Annotated in this window: 35 protein-coding genes; 29 read left to right on the top strand and 6 right to left on the bottom strand. The window is 25.8% G+C overall.

Annotated elements, in window-relative coordinates:
• The first annotated feature begins 83 nt into the window (after positions 1–83).
• From rpsU to AAHN02_RS04130, 7 genes are all read left to right on the top strand, one after another.
• A complete protein-coding gene (gene rpsU, locus AAHN02_RS04160; RefSeq protein WP_338967572.1) occupies positions 84–254 on the top strand; it encodes a 30S ribosomal protein S21 in 171 nt (56 codons plus the stop codon).
• A 75-nt stretch (positions 255–329) separates the two neighbouring features.
• Entirely contained in the window at positions 330–1,604 is a 1,275-nt protein-coding gene (locus AAHN02_RS04155; RefSeq protein WP_342277400.1) for a cysteine peptidase family C39 domain-containing protein, read from the top strand.
• Between the two features lie 286 nt (positions 1,605–1,890).
• Positions 1,891–2,394: an ATP-binding cassette domain-containing protein gene (locus AAHN02_RS04150; protein ID WP_342277399.1), complete on the top strand. Its 504-nt coding sequence runs from the start codon at positions 1,891–1,893 to the stop codon at positions 2,392–2,394.
• Entirely contained in the window at positions 2,375–2,776 is a 402-nt protein-coding gene (locus tag AAHN02_RS04145; RefSeq protein ID WP_342277398.1) for a hypothetical protein, read from the top strand. Before AAHN02_RS04150 ends, AAHN02_RS04145 begins: the two co-directional genes overlap by 20 nt.
• A 369-nt stretch (positions 2,777–3,145) precedes the next feature.
• A complete protein-coding gene (locus tag AAHN02_RS04140) occupies positions 3,146–4,204 on the top strand; it encodes a hypothetical protein (RefSeq protein ID WP_342277397.1) in 1,059 nt (352 codons plus the stop codon).
• A 5-nt stretch (positions 4,205–4,209) separates the two neighbouring features.
• On the top strand, positions 4,210–4,566 hold the full coding sequence (locus AAHN02_RS04135; RefSeq protein ID WP_342277396.1) for a hypothetical protein: 357 nt from the start codon (positions 4,210–4,212) through the stop codon (positions 4,564–4,566).
• Positions 4,567–4,672: 106 nt separating this feature from the next.
• Entirely contained in the window at positions 4,673–5,272 is a 600-nt protein-coding gene (locus AAHN02_RS04130; RefSeq protein WP_342277395.1) for a hypothetical protein, read from the top strand.
• On the opposite strand, the gene AAHN02_RS04125 is transcribed toward AAHN02_RS04130, so the two are convergent.
• Positions 5,269–6,213, bottom strand: coding sequence for an IS30 family transposase (locus AAHN02_RS04125; RefSeq protein WP_338966716.1), 945 nt, complete (start codon positions 6,211–6,213; stop codon positions 5,269–5,271). The genes AAHN02_RS04130 and AAHN02_RS04125 overlap by 4 nt on opposite strands.
• A gap of 68 nt (positions 6,214–6,281) precedes the next feature.
• On the opposite strand from AAHN02_RS04125, the gene AAHN02_RS04120 reads away from it, so the two are divergent.
• The 5 genes from AAHN02_RS04120 to AAHN02_RS04100 all read left to right on the top strand — a co-directional run bounded on the left by AAHN02_RS04120 (position 6,282) and on the right by AAHN02_RS04100 (position 10,057).
• On the top strand, positions 6,282–7,391 hold the full coding sequence (locus AAHN02_RS04120; protein ID WP_342277394.1) for a hypothetical protein: 1,110 nt from the start codon (positions 6,282–6,284) through the stop codon (positions 7,389–7,391).
• A gap of 260 nt (positions 7,392–7,651) precedes the next feature.
• Positions 7,652–8,512 (top strand): tRNA pseudouridine(55) synthase TruB, encoded by an 861-nt coding sequence (gene truB / locus AAHN02_RS04115; protein ID WP_338967876.1) that lies wholly within the window; start codon positions 7,652–7,654, stop codon positions 8,510–8,512.
• Positions 8,499–9,401, top strand: coding sequence for a riboflavin biosynthesis protein RibF (gene ribF / locus AAHN02_RS04110; protein WP_342277393.1), 903 nt, complete (start codon positions 8,499–8,501; stop codon positions 9,399–9,401). The genes truB and ribF overlap by 14 nt, the downstream gene beginning before the upstream one ends.
• Positions 9,402–9,496: 95 nt before the next feature.
• On the top strand, positions 9,497–9,766 hold the full coding sequence (rpsO, locus tag AAHN02_RS04105) for a 30S ribosomal protein S15 (protein WP_338967879.1): 270 nt from the start codon (positions 9,497–9,499) through the stop codon (positions 9,764–9,766).
• A gap of 132 nt (positions 9,767–9,898) precedes the next feature.
• Positions 9,899–10,057, top strand: coding sequence for a chromate transporter (locus AAHN02_RS04100; protein ID WP_342277392.1), 159 nt, complete (start codon positions 9,899–9,901; stop codon positions 10,055–10,057).
• Here AAHN02_RS04100 and AAHN02_RS04095 read toward each other — a convergent pair.
• Together AAHN02_RS04095 and AAHN02_RS04090 are read right to left on the bottom strand one after the other, a co-directional pair.
• Complete coding sequence (locus AAHN02_RS04095; protein ID WP_342277391.1) at positions 10,041–10,985, bottom strand: IS30 family transposase; 945 nt, start codon at positions 10,983–10,985, stop codon at positions 10,041–10,043. The genes AAHN02_RS04100 and AAHN02_RS04095 overlap by 17 nt on opposite strands.
• A gap of 90 nt (positions 10,986–11,075) precedes the next feature.
• Positions 11,076–11,225, bottom strand: coding sequence for a helix-turn-helix domain-containing protein (locus AAHN02_RS04090; protein WP_342277390.1), 150 nt, complete (start codon positions 11,223–11,225; stop codon positions 11,076–11,078).
• 68 nt (positions 11,226–11,293) lie between these two features.
• On the opposite strand from AAHN02_RS04090, the gene AAHN02_RS04085 reads away from it, so the two are divergent.
• The 16 genes from AAHN02_RS04085 (at position 11,294) to AAHN02_RS04015 (ending at position 19,491) form a co-directional block, all read left to right on the top strand.
• The gene (locus tag AAHN02_RS04085) at positions 11,294–11,557 is read left to right on the top strand and encodes a hypothetical protein (protein WP_342277389.1); all 264 of its coding nucleotides are present in this window, start codon (positions 11,294–11,296) and stop codon (positions 11,555–11,557) included.
• Positions 11,558–11,675: 118 nt separating this feature from the next.
• Positions 11,676–12,620 (top strand): IS30 family transposase, encoded by a 945-nt coding sequence (locus tag AAHN02_RS04080; protein WP_342277388.1) that lies wholly within the window; start codon positions 11,676–11,678, stop codon positions 12,618–12,620.
• A gap of 178 nt (positions 12,621–12,798) precedes the next feature.
• Entirely contained in the window at positions 12,799–12,948 is a 150-nt protein-coding gene (rpmG, locus tag AAHN02_RS04075; protein WP_215826806.1) for a 50S ribosomal protein L33, read from the top strand.
• 179 nt (positions 12,949–13,127) lie between these two features.
• Positions 13,128–13,193: a hypothetical protein gene (locus tag AAHN02_RS06430; protein WP_425289510.1), complete on the top strand. Its 66-nt coding sequence runs from the start codon at positions 13,128–13,130 to the stop codon at positions 13,191–13,193.
• Positions 13,165–14,022 carry an IS30 family transposase gene (locus AAHN02_RS04070; protein WP_342278178.1) on the top strand — a complete coding sequence of 286 codons (858 nt, stop codon included), beginning with the start codon at positions 13,165–13,167 and terminating at the stop codon, positions 14,020–14,022. The genes AAHN02_RS06430 and AAHN02_RS04070 overlap by 29 nt, the downstream gene beginning before the upstream one ends.
• Positions 14,023–14,079: 57 nt before the next feature.
• Positions 14,080–15,138 (top strand): Xaa-Pro peptidase family protein, encoded by a 1,059-nt coding sequence (locus AAHN02_RS04065; protein ID WP_338967885.1) that lies wholly within the window; start codon positions 14,080–14,082, stop codon positions 15,136–15,138.
• Between the two features lie 104 nt (positions 15,139–15,242).
• A complete protein-coding gene (locus AAHN02_RS04060; RefSeq protein ID WP_342277387.1) occupies positions 15,243–15,398 on the top strand; it encodes a hypothetical protein in 156 nt (51 codons plus the stop codon).
• Positions 15,399–15,408: 10 nt separating this feature from the next.
• Positions 15,409–16,095, top strand: a complete 687-nt coding sequence (locus AAHN02_RS04055; protein ID WP_342278187.1) for a lactate/malate family dehydrogenase — start codon at positions 15,409–15,411, stop codon at positions 16,093–16,095.
• Positions 16,096–16,584: 489 nt separating this feature from the next.
• On the top strand, positions 16,585–16,911 hold the full coding sequence (locus AAHN02_RS04050) for a hypothetical protein (RefSeq protein ID WP_215826298.1): 327 nt from the start codon (positions 16,585–16,587) through the stop codon (positions 16,909–16,911).
• Between the two features lie 2 nt (positions 16,912–16,913).
• On the top strand, positions 16,914–17,135 hold the full coding sequence (locus AAHN02_RS04045) for a hypothetical protein (RefSeq protein WP_342277386.1): 222 nt from the start codon (positions 16,914–16,916) through the stop codon (positions 17,133–17,135).
• On the top strand, positions 17,135–17,296 hold the full coding sequence (locus tag AAHN02_RS04040) for a hypothetical protein (RefSeq protein ID WP_342277385.1): 162 nt from the start codon (positions 17,135–17,137) through the stop codon (positions 17,294–17,296). Before AAHN02_RS04045 ends, AAHN02_RS04040 begins: the two co-directional genes overlap by 1 nt.
• A gap of 3 nt (positions 17,297–17,299) precedes the next feature.
• Complete coding sequence (locus AAHN02_RS04035; protein ID WP_342277384.1) at positions 17,300–17,530, top strand: hypothetical protein; 231 nt, start codon at positions 17,300–17,302, stop codon at positions 17,528–17,530.
• Positions 17,531–17,695: 165 nt separating this feature from the next.
• The gene (locus AAHN02_RS04030; protein ID WP_342189776.1) at positions 17,696–17,941 is read left to right on the top strand and encodes a hypothetical protein; all 246 of its coding nucleotides are present in this window, start codon (positions 17,696–17,698) and stop codon (positions 17,939–17,941) included.
• Positions 17,942–17,965: 24 nt separating this feature from the next.
• On the top strand, positions 17,966–18,949 hold the full coding sequence (locus AAHN02_RS04025) for a hypothetical protein (RefSeq protein WP_338967126.1): 984 nt from the start codon (positions 17,966–17,968) through the stop codon (positions 18,947–18,949).
• Between the two features lie 6 nt (positions 18,950–18,955).
• Complete coding sequence (locus tag AAHN02_RS04020; protein WP_342277383.1) at positions 18,956–19,240, top strand: hypothetical protein; 285 nt, start codon at positions 18,956–18,958, stop codon at positions 19,238–19,240.
• A 2-nt stretch (positions 19,241–19,242) separates the two neighbouring features.
• Positions 19,243–19,491 carry a hypothetical protein gene (locus AAHN02_RS04015; RefSeq protein ID WP_215826579.1) on the top strand — a complete coding sequence of 83 codons (249 nt, stop codon included), beginning with the start codon at positions 19,243–19,245 and terminating at the stop codon, positions 19,489–19,491.
• Positions 19,492–19,538: 47 nt separating this feature from the next.
• Here AAHN02_RS04015 and AAHN02_RS04010 read toward each other — a convergent pair whose 3' ends face one another.
• A complete protein-coding gene (locus tag AAHN02_RS04010) occupies positions 19,539–20,453 on the bottom strand; it encodes an IS30 family transposase (RefSeq protein WP_342277382.1) in 915 nt (304 codons plus the stop codon).
• Between the two features lie 68 nt (positions 20,454–20,521).
• Between AAHN02_RS04010 and AAHN02_RS04005 the strand changes: the two genes are divergently transcribed.
• Positions 20,522–21,295, top strand: a complete 774-nt coding sequence (locus AAHN02_RS04005; protein WP_342277381.1) for a DDE-type integrase/transposase/recombinase — start codon at positions 20,522–20,524, stop codon at positions 21,293–21,295.
• A gap of 72 nt (positions 21,296–21,367) precedes the next feature.
• On the opposite strand, the gene rbfA is transcribed toward AAHN02_RS04005, so the two are convergent.
• A complete protein-coding gene (gene rbfA, locus AAHN02_RS04000) occupies positions 21,368–21,730 on the bottom strand; it encodes a 30S ribosome-binding factor RbfA (RefSeq protein ID WP_342190088.1) in 363 nt (120 codons plus the stop codon).
• Positions 21,730–23,562, bottom strand: a complete 1,833-nt coding sequence (infB, locus tag AAHN02_RS03995; protein WP_342277380.1) for a translation initiation factor IF-2 — start codon at positions 23,560–23,562, stop codon at positions 21,730–21,732. The genes rbfA and infB overlap by 1 nt, the downstream gene beginning before the upstream one ends.
• Between the last annotated feature and the right edge of the window lie 3 nt (positions 23,563–23,565).

Genomic DNA, 23,565 nt, shown 5'->3' with positions numbered 1-23,565 from the left:
TAGCAAAAAAAATTATAATTATAGGGTCTAGCTATAAAATATTCATATGTAAAAAAATATAGGAAAATGGAGTTGAAAATTAAATGGCCACAGTTGTTGTAAAAAAGGATGGAGAAGATATTGATCAAGCTTTACGCAGATTTAAAAAAGCTGCTTCTCCAATTAAAAGAGAATTAGAAAAGCGTAAACACTTCCTTTCTCCCAGAGAAAAACGTTTATTTAAACAAGCACAAAATCGTAAATTTTCTCGTTAATAATTAACGAGATTTTTTTATGTTTTACAAGGAAAAAAATATTAGATAAGTAAAAGTAGTAATGGGGATTAAATGTTGTATCCATTAATATGACAAGAGCAAAAAAATGATTGTGCTGTTGCTTGTTTAGCAATGTTAATTAAGTATTATCACAAGCAACGAATTTCATTAGAAACTTTAAAACAAGAAGCATCATTTCAATGAGAATATTGAAGTATTAAAACATTGAAAGCGGTAGCCTATTCACAGGGAGTATTATTAACACCATATCATTGTAATTTTGAGCAACTTCAAAAGTTATCGTTAAAAACGCCTTGAATTTTATATGTTAATAATGACAATGGTGAAGCTCATTTTATTGTTGTTTATAAAAAACATCGAAAAAAATTTTTAATTGCTGATCCTAGCAAGGAAAAATTACAATGAGTAACAAATGAATATTTACAAAATATTTATTTGGATACTTTAATTATTAGTGCTAAAACAATAATTCTTGCTAGTAAACAAAAAAATATGTTATCTTGTTTATTATTTTATTTATTGCAACCATATTTAATGATAATTTTAGGGCTATTGATTATTAATTTATTATTAACGGTAATTAATTTTTTAGCAAATATGTTAGTAAAAGTATTTATTGATAGTCATCATCTTTTTATTTTAAATAGTATTTGATTAAAGATTTTATTAGGTTTTATAATTATTATTTTAATGAAAATGATTGTTAGTTTTTGTCAACAAAAAATAATTTTAATGTTAACTCATAATTTTATTACTAGTATGACACATCGATATTATTTTGCTATTAGTGAAAGTAATTTTATAATAATGGAACAATATCAAGATAGTGATTGATTGCAAAGAGTTGAGGATTTAACTATTGTTTGTAGTTTATTAACAACAAAGTTATTACAAGGTATTCATATTTTTGTTATGGCAATTATTAGTACTATATTGTTATTTTTTATTCATTGATGATTTTTACTAGCGATTGGATTGCAGTCATTAATTTTGTTATGTATTAATTTGTTATTTCATAATTTTTGTTATCATCAACAAATTAAACAAAAACAAGAAACGATTTTTCATTATCAACAATATTTACAACTAATTCAATCATCAACGCAAAGAATAGGTTGTGATGTTAATGATGTTGTTTTATTTAAAATTCAACAAAGTTATGACCAATTACAAAAAACTAGTATTAGTTTATCTAATGCTGAAGTTAAAGTTAATCACTATGAACAGTTGATTATTAGTCTTTGTAATTTATTAATATTGTATTTAGCAAGTAAGTTACTTGCTAGCAATATGATATCTTTAGGACAAATAATATTGCTAGTTCATTAACAGGCTATGTAACAAACTTTTTTCAAGAAATTGGTCAGCTAATTATTACGAGAAAAAAACTGAAGCAAGCGATTAATCGTGTAAAACCCCTGTTATTTTTTAAAAAGGAAATTAAGCATAATTCTTTGTGCGAAACAACTATTTCAACAATCTCATTGCAAAATGTGTCGTTTAAATATTGTGATCAAATTATTTTTCAAAAAATTAATTATCAATTTAAAAAACTAATTTTATTAGTGGGGTTTCTGGTAGTGGGAAATCTACTTTATTAAAACTTATTGGTGGAATGTATGATAACTATCAAGGAATTATTTTGTTAAATAATCAAGATATGCGATTTCTTGCTCATAATGAAATTATTTGTTATTTGCAACAACATCCCTATGTTTATGAGGGAACAGTTTTAGATAATATTGTTAATTTTAATTATCAACTAGTAAATTTAGCAAAATTGGAAAAATTAAATGTTAGTGTTCTTTTACAAGCAATAAATTTGAATATTAACACTAAATGTGATAATAATGGTAGCAATTTAAGTTCTGGTCAACGACAAGTTGTTGCTTTTTTATCATTATTCTTTCATCATCAGTGGAAAATAATTTTAATTGATGAATCATTAAGTAATGTTAACCAGCAATTAAAAATTAAATTAATTAAATTGTTATTAACATATTTTGATGATGCTTTAATTATTTTTGTTAGTCATGATAGTAATTTGAAGACTTATTTTTCGCAAGAGGTAATAGTATCGTCATTCGGAGTAATTACTAGTGAAACCAATAATTCATAAGTCAATTCATAATAATGGTGTTTTAATTTATTTTTTAGTCATTGGATTGTTGATTTTAACTAGTATTTTGGGATTATCAAAAATAACAAAACCACAAACAACTAGTGGTTATTTAACTGTAATTAAAAAACAAGATAGTTGTTATTATGTCTTTAATAGCATTCATTCTTTATCTAATAAATATCTTGACCGGATAATTATTAATTATCAAGAAGAAGTTATTTTGTCTGCTAATGATTATCAAATTGAAAATACTAGGGTTGTTTTTAATACTGTTATTAGTTGTTTTTCATATTTTTACTATCAACCAGCGACCATTATTTATAGTGAACAAAGTTTATTAAGTTATTTTTATGAGATATTTTCGGTATCAGGAAGTTAATAATTTTCTTTTTCAAGAAATTAATTACTTGAATTTAAGGATAAATGCATCAATTATTTAAATAAGATTAGTTATTAGTCTTATTTTTTTATTTAAATAAAAATAATATCTTAAAAAGAAAAAATAATTATGTAATTTTAGAGTCTAGATAATACTAGATTCTTTTTATCCTTACATAAAAAAAGTAGTAATTAATTTAATCATTTAAATTTAAATGAAGAGAGGAAACGAGAATTTATGGATCAAAATCAGCAAGAGAAAAATAAATTAGAAAAGCAATTTTTAGAAATGTATAAAGTTCAATAACAAAGAATCCAAATTGAAGATATTAGAAGAATTGAACAATATAAGAAAAAACAAATTCATATCATGAAATTAAATAAGTTTAATGATTCAATTTTTAATAAAGAAACTTTAATAGGAAAGTTAGAAATAACTAAAGAAAATCTGAATAATCCAATGCTTTTAAATAATTTGTTTGTTGGAGAAAACTATTCTTGTTTGGATGATTTTTTATGTGTAGCAAAAGAATGACAAGATATGCAACTTCATTTTAATGCAGCAACAGCTCACATAGAAATAGAAAATAAAATGGTGGAACAAGAAAATCAACGCCGAGAAATAGAAAAGAAATTTAAAAAAATTAATGAATTAAATATCAAAAAATTAAAATGTGGTAATTTAAATGATGCGGAATTAAAGATTTTTAATTCGTATCAACAAGATCTTGATTCTTTAGGTATTGTTAATTATTACGATGATATGTTTCAGTGAGAACAAAGTTCCAAAAATAAATATTTGCTAGCAGCTAAAGAAAAACTGTTAGTAATTAATGAAAAAGAATTAAAGCGAAGAAAAATGAGTAACGAAATGTGAATACATCAACAAAAAGAGATTTTATATACAATGAAATCAAAAAGAGAGTTTGAAAATGATTTAATAGTTTATAAACAAAAATTAGAGAAAGAAAATAAGATTATAGCAGAAGAAGATAATAAATATCAAGATGTTATACCGGTAGCATTAGTTAAAGAACGAGCTATAAAAAATACACTTAGAAAATTAGAAAGACAAGAATATAACAAGCAAGCTAACTTAATTCAAGAAGAAATAAAAAGAAATGATGTTTGAACAAAATTATGAGATTTAGAATGTAATTGAAGAAGAATAATTAATAAAACTAATGATGGCAATATGAAGTTGATTTTCAAACAAGAAATATCTAATTTAGATATTCTTTCTCAACATCTTATTAGTACAGAAGCTGTTCCTCTAAAATCTAATGTTAAGAGGCGAGCTAAAATAGTGAGTGCAACCGATAAAGTATTGTCAGTTCCTTCTACTAGTGCAATAAGCAAAGAAACTGTTATTGATTTAACTTCTCTTGAACAAGTTGAAAAAAAAATCAGATTCCTTTTGATGAAATAACATTTATGAACTGTGATTCTAATATTTTATCTAATGAAACAGTTGATAGGCAACTATCTCAGTTGCCAATTTTTTCCTCCGATAATAGTACTCAACAAGAACAACTAGGTTGTCCTTTAATTGATTTAATGGACTTTACTATCAATACTAATAGTTCTAATTATTCCGAAATAGAACTTAATAAGAAAATAACTAATGATAAAAAGACGCAAGAAAATACACAAAGTGAAGCAGAAAAAGGAATATTAGAAGATATTCTTAAACTTGAAGAAGAAACTGCCAAAGTAGCAGAGCAAATGTTAGCACAAAAAGATAGGGAAAGACAAGTAAGAGAACAAAGACAGCAATGATTAACTGAATAATCACTTAAATTTAACGATTGGTTAAAATTATTTCTTATTGTTAAGATTAGCAGATTAATTAACTTAATTACTTAAAAATTAAAATTAAAAAAGGAAATGAAAATTTATGAATAAATTTCAACAAGAAATTGCTAATATCGAAAAAGAAGTTTTAAATGTATATAAGATTCAAAAAGAACGAATCGAAAAAGAAGAAATTAGAAGAAATAAAGAATATAAACAAAGATATACTGATTTGCTAAAGCAAAGTCAATATAGTTTTTCAATGTTTGGGACTGGAAGTTTTATGGAAAGAATCGGAGTGACAGAAGAAAAAATGTATAACCCTATGATTTTATATAGTATTTTTTCAGGAGAAAACTTTGAACATTTAACTTGTTTTATATCTAAGTTAAAAGAATGACAAGATAGGCAATTTGATTATGCTAAAATACTGCTAAAAATAGAAATAGAAGATAAGATAATTGAACAAGAAAATAAGCGTCGAGAAATAGAAGAGCAAATAAAAAAAATTAATGACTTGGAAATAAAACAATTACAAGGTCAAAACTTAACAAGTAAACAAAAGAAAGATTTAAATAATTCTAACAAATTCATTAAATCTTTTAATGTAGTTAATTATAATGATATTAATAAGTGAGAACAAAATTGCAAAAATAAATGATTACTAGAAATAATGCCAAATTGTAAAGTTAAGTGCAACTAAATTATTTTTCTAACCAAATATTCGATTGGCGAAAGATAATTTAGTATTTTTCTTGGTCTTTGGTTTAAAGACAATATAAATTTATGAACTGCATTTTTAGTAGTGTTTGAAAAATTAAATTTTTTAGGAAATTTTTCTCTAATTAAACCATTAGTATTTTCATTAGTACCTCTTTGTCAAGGTGAATATGCATCAGCAAAATAAATTTTCACATTTAAATTTTTTTCAAGTTGTTGTCAATTAGCAAATTCTTTACCCCTATCAAATGTTATAGTCTTAACAAGATTATTTGGAAGAATTGATAAATAATGACTAATATTTTTGTTAATAACTTTAGTAGTTCTATTTTCAACTAATATTGCTAAAGTAAATCTTGATGTTCTTTCAACTAAAGTTATTAAACATGATTTACTTTTACCTCGTGATGATACTACAGTATCACCTTCTCAATGGCCAAGAGTTATGCGATTATTAACATTTCGTTCTTTAATGGATTTACCATTAAATTTACCCCGATTTTCTTGAGATTTTCGTTTCTTACCTTTTCTTCTTAAATTTTTACTAGTAACCTTTTCAAGTAATCCAGAATAAATTCAATTGTAAATTGTTTTAAAACTAATAATTCATTCTTGATGAAAATTTTTAATTCTGCCATAAATTTGTTCAGGCGATCAACCTAATAATAATTTTTGTTGTACATATTTTACTAATTCTCTATTTTTAAATTTATGAAAATAAACATGTAATTGTTTTCTATTTTCTGCTTTATTTTGTGCAATTAATGAAAAATAATGATTATTATCTTTATTTCTATTAACTTCTCGATTAATAGTACTAATACTTCGATTAAGATTTTTAGCTATTTCACTAATTTTTACTTTAAATTTCAATTGATTCTCAATATAAATTCTTTCATCTATGCCAAGATGTTTGTATCCCATATAAAAACTCCTTAAATTTACTTTTTCTAAAATAAACTTAGCATCATGAAATTTTTATATGAAATCTTTTGCAATTTTATTTACTTGCACTTACAAGTATAATTCAGCATATAAATAGAAAAAAGCAATTAGAACAAAGAAAAATTGCTGATCAGATGTGAGAATGTCAACTAAAAGAAATAAGTGGAGAATTTGATAACAAGTTAAGATGTTGTAATAATTCCTTGCAAGATACTAATAAAATAACATTAGAAGGACTTGCTGAACGACTTATCAACAGCAGTTTTTTAGATTTAGAGGATCAGCAATATCAAGAAAAAGTTGATTTAAATAACCAAGCAAATCAAAATACTGTGTGAACAGAATTACGAGATTTAGAATCGCGCTGATGAAAGAAAAGTGATATGATTTATGCTGATAGTCTAAAATTGATTTCTCAAGAAATGGTTGGTGATATTGAACTTATTGATTTAACATCCTCTCCAATAGTAGATGAATTTGATTCTCAACCTTCTACTAGTACTAAAACACAAATAAATAATATTGAACTTATTGATTTAACATCCTCTGCAATGGATAATACAATTTTTAAACTTGAAGCAGAGATTGCCAAAGTAGCAGAAGAAATGTTAGCCCAACAAGAGCAGGAAAAACAAGCAAGAGAAAAAAGACAACAAGCGAAGGAAAAACAAGCAAGAGAAAAAAGCCAACGAGAGCGGGAAGAACAACATCAAATTTGAAAAGAAAGCGAATTAGTAGCACAACAAATGCTAGCACAACAAGCAAGAGAAAAAAGAAAAAGAAAATTACAGGAAGCACAAAATCAAAAAACAACTGGTAATGAGCAATATGCAAGAGTAGCTCCTGTTAGTTCTATTTTAAATAATAAATATTCTTGTAATAAACTAGGTTGTTCTTCACCTGATTTTTTATGTTGTAGTCTCACAACTGGTGCTTCTACTAGTACAAAAGTAGGAGATCCAATACAAACTGCACCACAAGCAGGAACTAGTTTTGATCGCAATAGAATTTTTGAACTTGAAGCAGAAACTGCCAAAGTAGCAGAGCAAATGTTAGCACAACAAGCGATGGAAAGACAAGCAAGAAAACAAGAAAAAGCAGAACAAGAAAGAAAAAAAAGAAGTAAAGAAAAAAGACAGCAATTATTAACTGAATAATTACTTAAATTTAATGATGGATTAAAAGGATTTCTTTTTGCTAATAAAAAGGATAATAATTTGAGTACATTGTGTTAATATTTAACTAAGTAATTCTAGTAATAGTTTTACTTAATGCTTACGCATATTGAAAGAGTTGAGAAAATATGTGTATTAAGTTTTTGGAGGAAACAATTTAATTGTTTCCTTTTTAGTTGTATTGGTAAATTTTTCAAAGTCTTTTAAGTATGATATAATATCTTTGGAGATTTTTTATTATAATGAATTCAGGAATTTTACTAATTGATAAACCTACTGAGATGACATCGCATCAAGTAGTATCTTATCTTAAAAAAAAGTTTAAATATTATAAAGTTGGTCATGCCGGAACTTTAGACCCTCTAGCTACTGGTGTACTAATAATTTTGGTCAATCAAGCGACAAAGATTTCTTCATTATTATTGAACGAAACGAAAGAGTATTTAGTAACAATGCAATTTAATATTTTAACTAATAGTGGTGATATTACTGGTAATGTTATTGCTAATGATAATAAGTTAATTACAAAAGAGCAATTTCTTAATTGTTTAAAGTTTTTTCCGTTATCATACAATCAAATACCACCTAAATATTCGGCGATTAAGTTTCAAGGGAAAAAACTTTATGAATATGCTCGCAAGGATCAAGAAGTATTATTAGCAAAACGACTTGTGAAGTTAGATTATTTAGAGTTAGTAAGTTTTGATTTTCCTTATGTTTCCCTAAAAGTTAAATGTTCAAAAGGAACATATATTCGTAGTTTAGTAGTAGACATTGCTAAAACTTTAAATACGATAGCAACAGTAAAAAAATTGCAAAGAATAGCTAGTGGTGCATATAAGATTAGTAATTGTTGCGAACTTGATAAAATTCAAGAACAAAATATGATTTCATTATCAAATGTATTACAAGACTATATGCCACTTATTAATATTAAGGAAACAAAAGATATTAAAAATGGTAAGGCTATTCAATTAAAAGAGATTGAAAGTGATACTGTGTTGTTAACTGATAATAATCAAATCCCATTAGCAATATATGTTAAGGGACTAGATAATAAATATTATTGTAAAAAAGGATTATGAAATGATGAAAATAATTAATACTATTGATGAAAAACAGCAATTTTCAAATAAACAAGTAGCGTGTTTAGGATTTTTTGATGGGCTTCATATTGGACATCAGTTATTAACTCAAACAGTATTAAAGGAAGCTAAAGAAAATAATTATCAATCACTATTTTTTACTTTTTCAATCGCACCAAAGAAAATAATTTTACAACAACAATATGATGACTTGCTTGATATGGATGATAAGCAAAAATTAGTTTCATTAATGGGATTTGATAATTTTGTTATTTTTCCATTTAATGATAATACAAGAAAATGATCAATTGAACAGTTTATTTTTTATCTTAAACAATTGAATATTGATATTATCGTTGTTGGTGATGATTTTCGTTTTGCAAATTTTGGTTTGGGAAATATTAGTCATTTGCAGAAAAATTTTTCTAAAGTAATTGTTGTTAATAAAGTTTTAATTAATAATGATATTCGGGTATCAACAACATATATTCGTCAGTTACTACAAAAAAAACAAATTGTTAGTGCTAATAAGTTATTATTGCAACCTTATAATATTAAAGGTATTGTTGTTAAAGGTAATAAATTAGGTAATAAAATTCAATTTCCAACAGCAAATATTCATTTAAATGATAATTTTTCAATATTAAATGAGGGTGTCTATATTACTAATGTTAGTTTAGATAATAAAAACTATCAAGCAATTTCTTGTATTATTAGAATTGATAATGTTTTAAAATGTGAATCATATATTCTTAAGTTTAATAATAATATTTATGGTGTAAAAATTAAAATTTCCTTTTTAAAGTATTTACGAGATAATGTTGCTGTTAAAAGTTTAGAACATTTAAAACAGTTAATTAGCGAAGATTACAGCAAAACCCTTGAATATTTTCGTAAAATAGGTTAATATTTATACGAATACGACTATTACAAGTTTTTAAAATACCTTCTATTTTATTAATTGGTTTTAGTTAAGTTTATAATTATTGGAGGATTTATTAAATGGCAATTACAGCTGAGGATAAAAAACAAATTATTGCTAAATTTGGGAGAAAAGAAAAAGATACGGGTTCAGCAGAAGTACAAATAGCACTTTTAACAGAGAAAATTATTAATTTAACGGCACATTTAAAAGTACATCGTAAAGATGTTATTACTGAACGAAGTTTAGTAAGAAAAGTATCACAAAGACGAAATATGTTAGATTACTTAAAAGATCATGATATTAATCGTTATCGTAAAATAATTGAACAATTAAAACTAAGAAAATAATAAATTGAAATTATTAAGAAAGAGAATTAGATGCTGATTCTTTTTCTTTTTATAAGATATTAAGGGTTGATATGATGAAAAAAAACAAAATATTCAAAATGGCAATTATATTGACAATTGTTTTATGTTTTTTTGAAAATATCTTTTTTTGGTTTTGGTGGCGGTAATGCCGTAATGCCTTTAATTAAAAATGAAGTTGTAGTTAAGAAGCGATGAATAACTGAGGATGAATTTAATCATTTATTAATTTGCCAAATTGTAAAGTTAAGTGCAACTAAATTATTTTTCTAACCAAATATTCGATTGGCGAAAGATAATTTAGTATTTTTCTTGGTCTTTGGTTTAAAGACAATATAAATTTATGAACTGCATTTTTAGTAGTGTTTGAAAAATTAAATTTTTTAGGAAATTTTTCTCTAATTAAACCATTAGTATTTTCATTAGTACCTCTTTGTCAAGGTGAATATGCATCAGCAAAATAAATTTTCACATTTAAATTTTTTTCAAGTTGTTGTCAATTAGTAAATTCTTTACCCCTATCAAATGTTATAGTCTTAACAAGATTATTTGGAAGAATTGATAAATAATGACTAATATTTTTGTTAATAACTTTAGTAGTTCTATTTTCAACTAATATTGCTAAAGTAAATCTTGATGTTCTTTCAACTAAAGTTATTAAACATGATTTACTTTTACCTCGTGATGATACTACAGTATCACCTTCTCAATGGCCAAGAGTTATGCGATTATTAACATTTCGTTCTTTAATGGATTTACCATTAAATTTACCCCGATTTTCTTGAGATTTTCGTTTCTTACCTTTTCTTCTTAAATTTTTACTAGTAACCTTTTCAAGTAATCCAGAATAAATTCAATTGTAAATTGTTTTAAAACTAATAATTCATTCTTGATGAAAATTTTTAATTCTGCCATAAATTTGTTCAGGCGATCAACCTAATAATAATTTTTGTTGTACATATTTTACTAATTCTCTATTTTTAAATTTATGAAAATAAACATGTAATTGTTTTCTATTTTCTGCTTTATTTTGTGCAATTAATGAAAAATAATGATTATTATCTTTATTTCTATTAACTTCTCGATTAATAGTACTAATACTTCGATTAAGATTTTTAGCTATTTCACTAATTTTTACTTTAAATTTCAATTGATTCTCAATATAAATTCTTTCATCTATGCCAAGATGTTTGTATCCCATATAAAAACTCCTTAAATTTACTTTTTCTAAAATAAACTTAGCATCATGAAATTTTTATATGAAATCTTTTGCAATTTTATTTACTTGCACTTACAAGTATAATTCAGCTCTATTAACTTCTCGATTAATAGTACTAATACTTCGATTAAGATTTTTAGCTATTTCACTAATTTTTACTTTAAATTTCAATTGATTCTCAATATAAATTCTTTCATCTATGCCAAGATGTTTGTATCCCATATAAAAACTCCTTAAATTTACTTTTTCTAAAATAAACTTAGCATCATGAAATTTTTATATGAAATCTTTTGCAATTTTATTTACTTGCACTTACAAGTATAATTCAGCATTTTAGCAAATACTATTCCTGTGGACCAAGCATTTTTCAAGTATCAGCTTCTGTTGGTTATAAAATAGCTGGTATTACTGGAGCACTATTAGCATCGTTTGTTGCATACTTGCCTAATATGATTGCTTTTATTTTTCTTGCAACTTTACAATTTGGCTATTTTTTAATATCTTTTTTTGGTGGTTTTGGGTTTTTATATTTTTATTTTATTGTCCAAAATTAGTTAATAAATAGCTGAATTATACTTGTAAGTGCAAGTAAATAAAATTGCAAAAGATTTCATATAAAAATTTCATGATGCTAAGTTTATTTTAGAAAAAGTAAATTTAAGGAGTTTTTATATGGGATACAAACATCTTGGCATAGATGAAAGAATTTATATTGAGAATCAATTGAAATTTAAAGTAAAAATTAGTGAAATAGCTAAAAATCTTAATCGAAGTATTAGTACTATTAATCGAGAAGTTAATAGAAATAAAGATAATAATCATTATTTTTCATTAATTGCACAAAATAAAGCAGAAAATAGAAAACAATTACATGTTTATTTTCATAAATTTAAAAATAGAGAATTAGTAAAATATGTACAACAAAAATTATTATTAGGTTGATCGCCTGAACAAATTTATGGCAGAATTAAAAATTTTCATCAAGAATGAATTATTAGTTTTAAAACAATTTACAATTGAATTTATTCTGGATTACTTGAAAAGGTTACTAGTAAAAATTTAAGAAGAAAAGGTAAGAAACGAAAATCTCAAGAAAATCGGGGTAAATTTAATGGTAAATCCATTAAAGAACGAAATATTAATAATCGCATAACTCTTGGCCATTGAGAAGGTGATACTGTAGTATCATCACGAGGTAAAAGTAAATCATGTTTAATAACTTTAGTTGAAAGAACATCAAGATTTACTTTAGCAATATTAGTTGAAAATAGAACTACTAAAGTTATTAACAAAAATATTAGTCATTATTTATCAATTCTTCCAAATAATCTTGTTAAGACTATAACATTTGATAGGGGTAAAGAATTTGCTAATTGACAACAACTTGAAAAAAATTTAAATGTGAAAATTTATTTTGCTGATGCATATTCACCTTGACAAAGAGGTACTAATGAAAATACTAATGGTTTAATTAGAGAAAAATTTCCTAAAAAATTTAATTTTTCAAACACTAATAAAAATGCAGTTCATAAATTTATATTGTCTTTAAACCAAAGACCAAGAAAAATACTAAATTATCTTTCGCCAATCGAATATTTGGTTAGAAAAATAATTTAGTTGCACTTAACTTTACAATTTGGCATAATCATAATTTAACTTTTAATATTGCAAAAGAGTATTGCCAGTTTAGTGTTGACATTAATTGTTGCAGTTTTTATGTGTTAATAATTTGTTAGTAATTTGTTAGTAATTTGTTATATAATTTAATATATTGGGTATAAAAGGAGGAACAAGGATGCGTGAAGGTATTACATTACGTTGTGAAATTTGTAAAGAAGAAAATTATATTGATAAGAAAAATAAAAAGTTGCATCCCGAACGAGTAGAATTCAATAAATATTGTTCGCGTTGTAACGCAAAAACAATGCATAAAGAAAAGAAATAATCCTTTTCTTTTTTTATATTGCTGAATTATACTTGTAAGTGCAAGTAAATAAAATTGCAAAAGATTTCATATAAAAATTTCATGATGCTAAGTTTATTTTAGAAAAAGTAAATTTAAGGAGTTTTTATATAGGATACAAACATCTTGGCATAGATGAAAGAATTTATATTGAGAATCAATTGAAATTTAAAGTAAAAATTAGTGAAATAGCTAAAAATCTTAATCGAAGTATTAGTACTATATAATCGAGAAGTTAATAGAAATAAAGATAATAATCATTATTTTTCATTAATTGCACAAAATAAAGCAGAAAATAGAAAACAATTACATGTTTATTTTCATAAATTTAAAAATAGAGAATTAGTAAAATATGTACAACAAAAATTATTATTAGGTTGATCGCCTGAACAAATTTATGGCAGAATTAAAAATTTTCATCAAGAATGAATTATTAGTTTTAAAACAATTTACAATTGAATTTATTCTGGATTACTTGAAAAGGTTACTAGTAAAAATTTAAGAAGAAAAGGTAAGAAACGAAAATCTCAAGAAAATCGGGGTAAATTTAATGGTAAATCCATTAAAGAACGAAATGTTAATAATCGCATAACTCTTGGCCATTGAGAAGGTGATACTGTAGTATCATCATGAGGTAAAAGTAAATCATGTTTAATAACTTTAGTTGAAAGAACATCAAGATTTACTTTAGCAATATTAGTTGAAAATAGAACTACTAAAGTTATTAACAAAAATATTAGTCATTATTTATCAATTCTTCCAAATAATCTTGTTAAGACTATAACATTTGATAGGGGTAAAGAATTTGCTAATTGACAACAACTTGAAAAAAATTTAAATGTGAAAATTTATTTTGCTGATGCATATTCACCTTGACAAAGAGGGACTAATGAAAATACTAATGGTTTAATTAGAGAAAAATTTCCTAAAAAATTTAATTTTTCAAACACTACTAAAAATGCAGTTCATAAATTTATATTGTCTTTAAACCAAAGACCAAGAAAAATACTAAATTATCTTTCACCAATCGAATATTTGGTTAGAAAAATAATTTAGTTGCACTTAACTTTACAATTTGGCTATTTAATTTATTAATACGAAAGGATAAATATTATGCAACATAAAATTGTTAAAAAACTATTAAAAGAACAAAAAGTTGATGCTTTATTAATTACATCTGATTATAATCGTTTGTGATATACAACATTTTCTTCAACAGCAGGATATTTATTAGTTACTAAAGAAAAGTCGTTTTTAATTTTAGATGGACGATATATTGAAGATGGAAAAATGCAAGCAAAAAATATTGATAACATTATTTTAATGGAAAATATTTATGAACAATTAAATGAATTAATTAAGAAATATAACATTATAACATTAGGCTTTGAAAGCGAATATACTTCATATGCTTTATTTACAACTTGAAGTGAAAAATTAGCGGTTTCATTAAAAGCTGTATTAGTAAATAAAATCCGTATGATTAAAACTAAGGATGAAATTAAAAAATTAAAACAGGCTGCTAAGATCGGTGATAAAACATTTAAAGCAATTATTAAAAAAGTAAAGCCTAATATGACTGAAAAGCGATTAGAAAGAATTATTATTGATAATTTCCTTAAATTTGGTGGTGAAAAACCGAGTTTTGATTGCATTGTAGCATCAGGCGTTCGTTCATCGTTACCCCACGGTAGGGCTACTAATAAAGTAATAAATAATAATGAAATTATCACTTGTGATTTTGGTGTTATTTATCAAGGATTGTGTTCTGATATGACAAGAACTTTTGTTATTGGTAATAAACTAGATAAAAAATTGGAAGATATTTATAAGATTGTTTTAGAAGCTCAAGATTTAGGAATTAAGGCGATTGCTCCTGGAATATCATCAGGTACAATTGACAAAATATGTCGTGAATATATTACTAAAAAAGGTTATGGTAAATATTTTACTCATAGTACTGGTCATGGTTTAGGCATTGAAGTTCATGAATATCCATATATAACCAATAATTCGGATATTATTTTAGAAGTAGGAATGGTAATTACTGTTGAACCAGGAATTTATATTCCTCAATTAGGTGGTGTTAGAATTGAAGATGATATTTTAGTAACTAAGAAAGGTTATGAAATATTAACTAAGTCTTCAAGAGATTTAATATTTGTAAAATAATTTATGTTAAAAAATGATAAAATAAACTTAATAGGAGGTAGGTAATATTGAATAATAGAAGAAAAATAGTTTTAGTTGGTTGTGGAGCAGTAGGCTCATCATTCTTGTATTCTTGTAATACTGGTTTAGCATCAGAATATGTTTTAATTGATGCTTTTCAAGATGTTGCCCACGGTAATAGATTAGACTTTGAAGATACTTTAGCATGACAAGAAAGACCCTTTCATAAAGTAACAAACGGGTTCGTATCTTGATTGTAAAGATGCTGATATTATTGTTGTTACCGCAGGTCGTCCGCAAAAACCTGATGAAACAAGACTAGATTTAGTAGTTGATAATGCTAAAATAATTAGTAATATTATGAAAGAAATTAAAAATTCTGGATTTGGCGGTATTGTAATTATTGCTTCTAATCCTGTTGATGTATTAACATTTGTTGCTCAAAAAGTTAGTGGTTTTGCTACAAATCGTATTTTTGGATCAGGAACAATTCTTGATTCTTCACGATTAATGTTTGCTTTAGGAGAACATTTTAAAATTTCACCAACATCGGTGACCGCATATATTGCTGATGAACACGGTGATTCATCTGTTGCATTATACTCCAAAGCAATTGTTGGTGCTGAAAATTTAATGACTTTAAAGAAAAACCAGTTAATTAATGATGAAACATTAAAATCAATTCATAAATTAGTTATTCAAAAAGCTTATGAAATAATTAAATTAAAAAAAGCTACTCATTATGGAATTGGTGTTTGTTTAGCAAGAATTGTTAAAGCAGTTTTAAATGATGAACAAGTGATTTTACCTGTTGGTGTTTATTTAAACGGTGAATATCACCAAAAAGATATTTATACAGGTATTCCCGCAGTCATAGGAAGTAATGGCATTGAAAGAGTAGTACAATTGGATATTAGTGAACAAGAACAATTTAATGGACGCATAAAGTTTTGTTAGGTAGGTAAAGATTTGAATAAGTATTAAGACAGTCAGCAATGATTGTCTTTTTATTTTATAAGGTGTTAAAAATTTGTTCTTTGAAAATTAAATACAAGTGAATTAATGATGTTGGTATGTATTAAGACACGATAAATTGTGGGTGGTCGCCATAACCAAAAGAAGTTTTACCAGTTAATAGATAGCACCCTATTAGCTATAGCAATTTGTTTCGTTTTGCAATAAAAAAATGAATGGGTGGATTTCCTAAAAATATACACGCTATTAAATTAGTTCCAAGGGTAGGATGCGGATATTAAAGTGTAGAAATTTCTATATAGGGGTATGCTAAGTTTAAAATTATTAAAATCTTTATCTAATTAAAAAACAAAATTTAATAACAAAGCTTGTTAAACACTTAAATCTGCGCTATATAAGTGTTTAAAAAACTAAGTTAACTAACAACTTAGTTAATATAACTTAGTTTATTTATAAGAAAGGTAATTTATTATGAAAAACATTGAAAACATTTTCTTAAATACTAAAAAATATCTCTTAAAAGAAACACAAAATGCAATGTTTATTAAAGCACCTAAAATTCCCTGATTTAATGAACAAATCGGCATTTGGTTTCCAAAAAGATTTGTTTATAAAGGAAAATACGAAAATTCAATTTGTATTGGAATAATAAAAGATAGTAAATATCAAATAATTTCAATTAATCAAAAAGAAAATGAAACCAAATTAATTAAGGGACAAGAATTATTAAGCTTCTTCATTGCCGAAAAAGAAAACAACAAAAAAGATATAAATTATAACTATTTTAAAGGAGTTTAAAAATGAATATTGCGATTGGAATAATATTTATTATCATTTGCATAATGCTATTGGCATATTTTGCTTATAAAATTTATGCCAAAATAAAAATTAGAATTAAATATAAAAATGCCATTAAAAATAATACTGGTAATTTTATAAAAGACGAAAAAGTATTTATTGCTCGCTTTGAAGAATGAGTTAAAGCTCCTAATTCAAAAGAAATTAATGAGAATAAAAAATAATGTTTTGAGAAATTATTATGGAATTCTTAAAACTGTTTGTTCCGATAGAAAAAATGCCTGCACAAGTTGCGTTTATTGCCGGATTAATTATTATCATTACTTTTCTTTTCGCATTAATTTCAATTATGTATTTACCAATAAAAATAATTTTTGGGAGATAAAAAATGACAGTAAATTTAAAAGAATTTAATTGAGAACAAATTAAACAAACTTTCTGAGATTTATTTATTCAAATTACAACTATTCCGGCTCATATTACTAGTGGCGAAGAAATTAATTTAACGGAAAAACCACTTTGACTTTTAATAACAAACATTGCCTTTTGGTTACTAACGGCGATTATGATGTGATTTATTCTAATGCTACTTTGAAAAACTATATCAGTATTTAGATAGAAGCAAAATTAATGTCAAGAATTTACATTGTGATGCATTCCCAAAGAAATTCAAAATTAATTAGGAAAAAATACAATCGTGTTAAGGTTAACCGTGGTTTTAACAAATTTAAGAAAAACTTTGAATATAAATGATGAATGTTTTAAAAAGAAAGGGGGTGATTATATGTTTGGAACTTTCTTAGCCGACGCACCAGCAACAGTAGAAAAAATAACAGCTAGCGATGCGATGACTAAATTGTGAAATGCAATTATAACAGCGTTTACTAAAATGTGAGAAATTATTGCTGTTAATATGCCACAAGTCGGTAACTTCTTTGCTGACTACTGAATATTCATTTTTCCATTTATTTTGGCAATATTCTTTATTTGCTTTAAAATGTTTGAAAAATTACTTGGAGCAGTACGCTAATAAAAAAATAAAGTGAGGTGCAAGATGAAATTTTGCAAATGAATAATAGAAAAAAATAACCATTTTATTGAATTAAATCGCACCTCATTTTTAATTTTATGACATTGAGGAGCAATTTGATACATTTACAACGGTTATTTTAAAAACATTGTAAGCTATTTATTTTTAGCAGGTTGTATTTTAATTTTCATTTTTAAAATCAGTAATTTAACACAAATTAACAAAGTTATTAATTTCTTAAAAAATTCACCATTAAATATTGTGATTGGTTCATTAGGAACTGGCAAAACGGCTTTTCTAGTGTACGCATCAAAATTATTAAAAAAGAAGAAATATCACATCGCCTCAACCTTTCCATTACTAGAAACCCAAAAATTAAGTTTAGGGCATATGGGATTATTAGACTTTGATTATCCAGTATTGCCAGACAAAACCTTACTTTTGTGAGATGAAACCAACTTATTTTTAGAAGGAACTGATTGAGAAAAAAATAATACCAAAAACGAAGAAACAGGTATCCAAGAATATTTTGCTCTGGCACGACATTTTGGCCATATTGTTCTCGCTAGTGGTCAAAGAGATAAACATATTTGAGTTAAAGTTCGTGATATTGCCAATAATGTGATTGTGGGTATTCGTAAAAAACCTGTTAATATTTTTCGCCCCTACTTAAAAGTCATCTATGGTACCTTTACGAGCATTGAAGAATATGAACGCTGACGAAACACCTTAATTGATGCTAAAAATAGCAAAAAAGGTCGCCGCATTAAATATCGTGATATTCCTGAACTTGATATTTATTTTTTTAAACTAAAAATTCCTCTACCAATACTTAACACCTACAATTCTTTTTACCTAGCGTTTTTAAGAGATTACTTAAATTCAAAAGTAAATCCTGACTATGAAGATAAATATTATACTGACACCGCAATTGATTTAGAAGACTTAGAATATTTAAAAATGGATAAATTTAGCAAATTTTTAAGAAAAATGAAAGAAAAGGAATAATAAAAAATGGAAAATCTCGCAAAAATGGCTGACTTTCTTGCCCAAATGCTTTATAAAGTTTTTGATTTAATTTGAAGTCTTGAAGTACCGGGAACGAATATTCAACTAATATTTCCTCTATTCTTAACGCTTGCTGTAGAATTTCTTATGGCAATTATTCTCGGATTTGGTAGTCAACAAGTTAATTTAGAAAAACAACGCCAATATGCGGTTAAAAATAAGGGTCGATTAAGTGCATGAGGAAAATCTAAAAAACAAACAAAACCAATAAAAACAAAGCAAGGTAACTAACAATGTTTAAACTAATTATTATTTTTATCTTAATAACTGTTCTTGGATTATTGGCTGGTAGTCATTTTGAAACTTTAACAAACTATATTAGCGAGGGGCTTGCCAATTTCCAAAAATTTATTACTAGCAATTTAACAATTTTAGAACTATTTAAACCAATGGCTCGGACATTTTCGCAACACCCAATTTTTACCATTCTTGGTGTCACTTGTGTACTTATTGCTTTATTTATTGTGATTAAAGGACGATAAAAAATATGAAAGGAAAATAAAAATGAAAAAACTTTTAGACAAATTATTTAAAAAAGATAATTTAGTATTTTTCTTGGTCTTTGGTTTAAAGACAATATAAATTTATGAACTGCATTTTTAGTAGTGTTTGAAAAATTAAATTTTTTAGGAAATTTTTCTCTAATTAAACCATTAGTATTTTCATTAGTACCTCTTTGTCAAGGTGAATATGCATCAGCAAAATAAATTTTCACATTTAAATTTTTTTCAAGTTGTTGTCAATTAGCAAATTCTTTACCCCTATCAAATGTTATAGTCTTAACAAGATTATTTGGAAGAATTGATAAATAATGACTAATATTTTTGTTAATAACTTTAGTAGTTCTATTTTCAACTAATATTGCTAAAGTAAATCTTGATGTTCTTTCAACTAAAGTTATTAAACATGATTTACTTTTACCTCGTGATGATACTACAGTATCACCTTCTCAATGGCCAAGAGTTATGCGATTATTAACATTTCGTTCTTTAATGGATTTACCATTAAATTTACCCCGATTTTCTTGAGATTTTGGTTTCTTACCTTTTCTTCTTAAATTTTTACTAGTAACCTTTTCAAGTAATCCAGAATAAATTCAATTGTAAATTGTTTTAAAACTAATAATTCATTCTTGATGAAAATTTTTAATTCTGCCATAAATTTGTTCAGGCGATCAACCTAATAATAATTTTTGTTGTACATATTTTACTAATTCTCTATTTTTAAATTTATGAAAATAAACATGTAATTGTTTTCTATTTTCTGCTTTATTTTGTGCAATTAATGAAAAATAATGATTATTATCTTTATTTCTATTAACTTCTCGATTAATAGTACTAATACTTCGATTAAGATTTTTAGCTATTTCACTAATTTTTACTTTAAATTTCAATTGATTCTCAATATAAATTCTTTCATCTATGCCAAGATGTTTGTATCCCATATAAAAACTCCTTAAATTTACTTTTTCTAAAATAAACTTAGCATCATGAAATTTTTATATGAAATCTTTTGCAATTTTATTTACTTGCACTTACAAGTATAATTCAGCATTATAGAAATATTCAAGCTGGTGGAATGTGGTCTTTATTTAACAATTTAAAAATGGGTTTTCACGATATTAAAACTGCAGAAATTCCGAAAAATATTAAAACCTTTTATCGCTGAATTAAATCTGACTCTCGATGAAAAGAATTAAAACAACAAATCAAACAAACAAAACGTCATTTTAAGCGTTATGAAGTCTCTGAGATTGGTCTTTTACAAATGGATGCCAAAATCATTACCACATCAAATTTTCCGGTTGATAAAAAGTATTATATTTATGATTTCATTGATGAAATGACACGCATAGTATTTGGTTATGTTTATGATAGTTTAGGAACCAATAACGCGATTAACGCCGTGCAAAGAGCAATGAAAGATTTTAGCGAACTTGGCATAACCATTAAACGCCTTCGCACTGATAATGCTCCGGAATTTATCACCACTAATTGAAGTAATAAAAAAGCATACAAAGTAAAAGAAAGGCCTTTTACAGCCTTTCTTTCAAGGAACGGTGTTACCCATGAAACCACTCCAATTCGTTCGCCACAGAGTAAGGGTAAAATCGAACGGTTTCATCAACATTATACCAAATTATTTTATGCTAAGGATAAAAAAATAAATCAAAACGAACTACAACATTTCTTAAATCAATATTATTACTATTACAACTTCCAACGCTGTCATTCAGCATTACAAAATAAATCACCATTTCAAAAATTACAAGAATTAATAAATTAATTTCTCCTTTTTTAAAATTTTTCTTGATTGTGCAAAACATCTGTGGTATATTACATCTTAAAAAATTACCGTTTAAAAGTTAGAAGAATCTTTTTTAATTTTATTTAAAATATCTTCAATTTTTCTACTTTCACTTAATGATTGATCATAAACAAAAATTAATTGCGGAACTTTATAAATCGTTAACTGTTGACCTAATTTTTTTCGGATTAATCACAAATTTTGTTTTATCGCTAATTCAATAATCTGCTTTTGTTCTTGGAAAACCAAAGAATCATAATATACTTTAGCAATTGTGCGATCATTATTTAATTTTACTCCCGTAATTATTAATTTTTGCAAAACTTCATTCTCATCTTTAACTTCTTTTTGCAAAATATTTGTTAGCAAACGTTGAATTGTAGTTTGTAATCGTTGAAACTTAACATTTACCATTACTTAATTTCCTTCAATAAATAAGATTCAATAACATCATTTTCTTTTATATCATTAAAGTTTTTAATAGTTAACCCACATTCAGTTCCTTGTCGTGATTCTTTAATATCTTCTTTTTGATGTTTTAAAGATGATAAATCACCATCATAAATAACAATACCATCTCGTAAAACCTTTACTTTACTTTGACGACTAATAACACCTTCAATAACCATACATCCCGCAATGACACCAACCTTAGAATAATGAAATAATTGGCGCACAGCAGCTTGTCCTAAAACAATCTCTTCAAACTTTGGATCTAATAAACCTCTGGCTGCTTGTTGCAATTCTTCAATTACTTTATAAATAACATTATGAAGATGAATCTCAATGCCTTCATCTAATGCCAATTTTCGCACAACAGAATTAGGTCGCACATTAAAACCATAAACTAAAGCTTTTGAAGCAACAGCTAAGGTAATATCTGATTCACTAATTGTTCCAACTGAAGAACGAATAATTCTAATACTAATATCATCAATTTTAATTTTACTTAATGACTGTTTTAAAGCTTCTAAACTTCCCTGAGTATCAGTTTTTAAAATAATATCAATATGTTTCAAATTACCAGCTGCAATTTCATCAGATAAATTTTCTAAATTTAAAGTTTTAGTTTTTCTTCGCTCATTAATTTCATCTTGTGTTTTTCTTGATAACGCTACTTCACGAGCTAACTTATCATCACCAAACACCATAAATGGTTCACCCGCCTTAGGAACAAAATCTAAACCATGAATTTCAATTGGCATTGAAGGTTTTGCTTCCTTAATAGCAACATTACGATCATTTTTCATATCACGAACCCGACCAAAAGAAACTCCTGCTACCAAAGCATCTTTAATTTTTAAAGTGCCATTTTGAACTAACAATGTACAAACGGGACCAACATTACGATCTAAATGCGCCTCAATAACTGTCCCACTAGCAAAACAATTTGGATTAGCTTGTAAACCTTGCATTTCCGCTAATAATAAAATTACATCTAATAATTCATCAATTCCTGCACCAGTTAAAGCACTACCTTTAACAAAAATTGTATCACCACTTCACTCTTCCGAAATTAAATCTAAAGTTGCTAAATCTTTCATAATTAATTCCACATTAGCAGACGGCAAATCCATCTTATTAACAAACACAATAATTGGCACATTAGCAGCTTTAGCATGATCAATTGCTTCTTTAGTTTGTGGCATAACACCATCATTACTAGCAACAACTAATACAACAATATCAGTAACTTTAGCGCCCCGAGCACGCATTTGCGCAAATGCTTCATGTCCAGGCGTATCCAAAAAAGTAATAATTTTACTATCCTTTGTTTTAATTTGATAAGCACCAATATGTTGCGTTATACCACCAAATTCTTTCTCAGTAATTTTAGATTTTCTAATATTATCTAACAAAGTTGTTTTACCATGATCAACATGACCCATAATGGTCACAACTGGTGGCCGTTCTTTTAAATCATTAATATCATCAATAATATCTAAATTTTCTAACAAATTTTGATGCGTAATAACAGTTTCCTTTTTAAAATCTAAACTAAATTCTAAACATAACTCACCAATTAATTCTTCATTCAAAAAATGATTTTGCGTTAACATTTGTCCGTTATTAAAAAAGTATTTAATAATTTTCACAACAGGAATATTTGTTTTTTTAGAAAACTCAATAATTGATAATGGTTCACTAAAAATAAAAATCCCATTATCAAGATGTGAATCACTTCCTGTTTTTAATTGATTTTTAATAACTGTTGTTTGCTTTTTTCTTTGATTACTTTTTTTCATACA

The sequence above is a fragment of the Spiroplasma endosymbiont of Nephrotoma flavescens genome, assembly GCF_964030835.1.
GTDB lineage: Bacteria > Bacillota_I > Bacilli_A > Mycoplasmatales > Nriv7 > Nriv7.
This window is presented reverse-complemented; position numbering and strand designations above follow the sequence as displayed.